Raw genomic sequence first — 1,556 nt, forward strand, 5'->3', positions numbered from 1 at the left:
GCGCCGTCCTCGTCTAGCGGGAGCGACTCGCCGCCGAGGGAGTCGACCAGCCGCGCCCCGGCGGGGGTGTCGGGGAGCGTCAGGTCCGCCGTGCGCGGGTTCGACGCCAGATTGTGCACCGCGACGGTCGTGCCGGTCGACGCGGACATCCGGTGCGCGAGCACGCTCGGCTCGTCGCAGGGGAGGTGCGTGTACTCGCCCCAGCCGATCTCCGGCGACCGCCGGTACAGCCAGGCGAGGCCCTTCACGTGGGCCAGGAGGGAGTCCGGATCCTGGAGCTGCGCGGCCGCGTTCACGTGCTCGGGTCCGAAGCCGCCGCCGGGAGGGGCAGCGATCAGGTCGGAGGCGTCGGCGCGCGAGAAACCGCCGTTGGCGGCGCTGCTCCACTGCATCGGGGTCCGCACGGCGCTCCGGCCCGGGATGTCGGCGTTCTCGCCCATCCCGATCTCCTCGCCGTAGTAGAGCACCGGGGTCCCGGGCATCGAGAACACCAGGCTGTGGACCAGGCGGACGCGGCGCGGGTCGCCGTCGACCATCGGCGGGAGGCGGCGGACGATGCCGCGCCCGTGGATCCGCTGCGACTGCTCCGGAGCGAACGCCGCGAAGACCTCGTCGCGCTCGTCGTCGCTCAGCTGGTCGAGGGTGAGCTCGTCGTGGTTGCGCGCGAAGTTCGCCCACTGGCTGCCGACGGAGATCTCGGGGCGGCTCGCGAGCGCCTCGACGAGCGGCGCCGCCTCCTCCCGGGCCAGCGCGAGGTAGAGGCGCTGGTTGCCGATGAAGTCGAACTGCATCGACAGCTCGTCCGCGTCCTCGCCGCCGAAGAAGCCGAGCTGCTCCTCGCGGGTCACGTTGACCTCGCCCAGCAGCATCGCCTCGCCGGAGCGCCGCGAGACGAAGCGGCGCAGCAGGCGCAGCCACTCGTGCTCGTCGCGGGCGCCGGGCTCGATCAGGTACGGCACCGCGTCGACCCGGAAGCCGTCGACGCCCAGCTGCAGCCAGAATCCGATGAGCTTCGCGATCTCGTCGCGCACGGCCGGGTTCTCGGTGTTGAGGTCGGGCTGGTGCCGGTAGAAGTGGTGCAGGTAGTACTGGCCCGCCTCCTCGTCGCGGAACCAGACGCCGTCCTCCGCGTCCGGGAACACGTTCGCGGGCTGATCGGCGGGCGGCTCGTCGCGCCAGACGTAGTAGTCGCGGTACGGGCTGTCGGGAGAGGAGCGGGCGGCCTGGAACCAGGGGTGCTGGTCCGAGGTGTGGTTGACGACGAGGTCGACGATCACCCGCATCCCGCGGTCGTGGGCGGTCCGGATCACCTCGACGACGTCGCCGTGGTGCCCGAAGCGCTCGTCCACTCCGTAGAAGTCGCTGATGTCGTAGCCGTTGTCGCGGCCGGGTGACCGGTAGAACGGCGCGAGCCAGAGGCAGCTGACGCCGAGCTCGGCCAGGTAGTCGATCCGGTGGACGAGGCCCTCGAGGTCGCCGACGCCGTCGTCGTCCCAGTCCATGAACGTCTTCACATCGAGGTTGTAGAAGACGGCGGTGCGCCACCACAGGTCGCT

1 protein-coding gene is annotated in these 1,556 nt (G+C 71.4%); it reads right to left on the reverse strand.

The window, feature by feature from the left end; all coding sequences use genetic code 11:
- Window positions 1–1,556 (reverse strand): alpha-amylase family protein (locus C5B98_RS16510; protein WP_104328125.1); only part of this gene is annotated, 1,556 nt, incomplete at both ends.

This window comes from Rathayibacter sp. AY1A5, from assembly GCF_002930875.1.
Taxonomy (GTDB): domain Bacteria; phylum Actinomycetota; class Actinomycetes; order Actinomycetales; family Microbacteriaceae; genus Rathayibacter.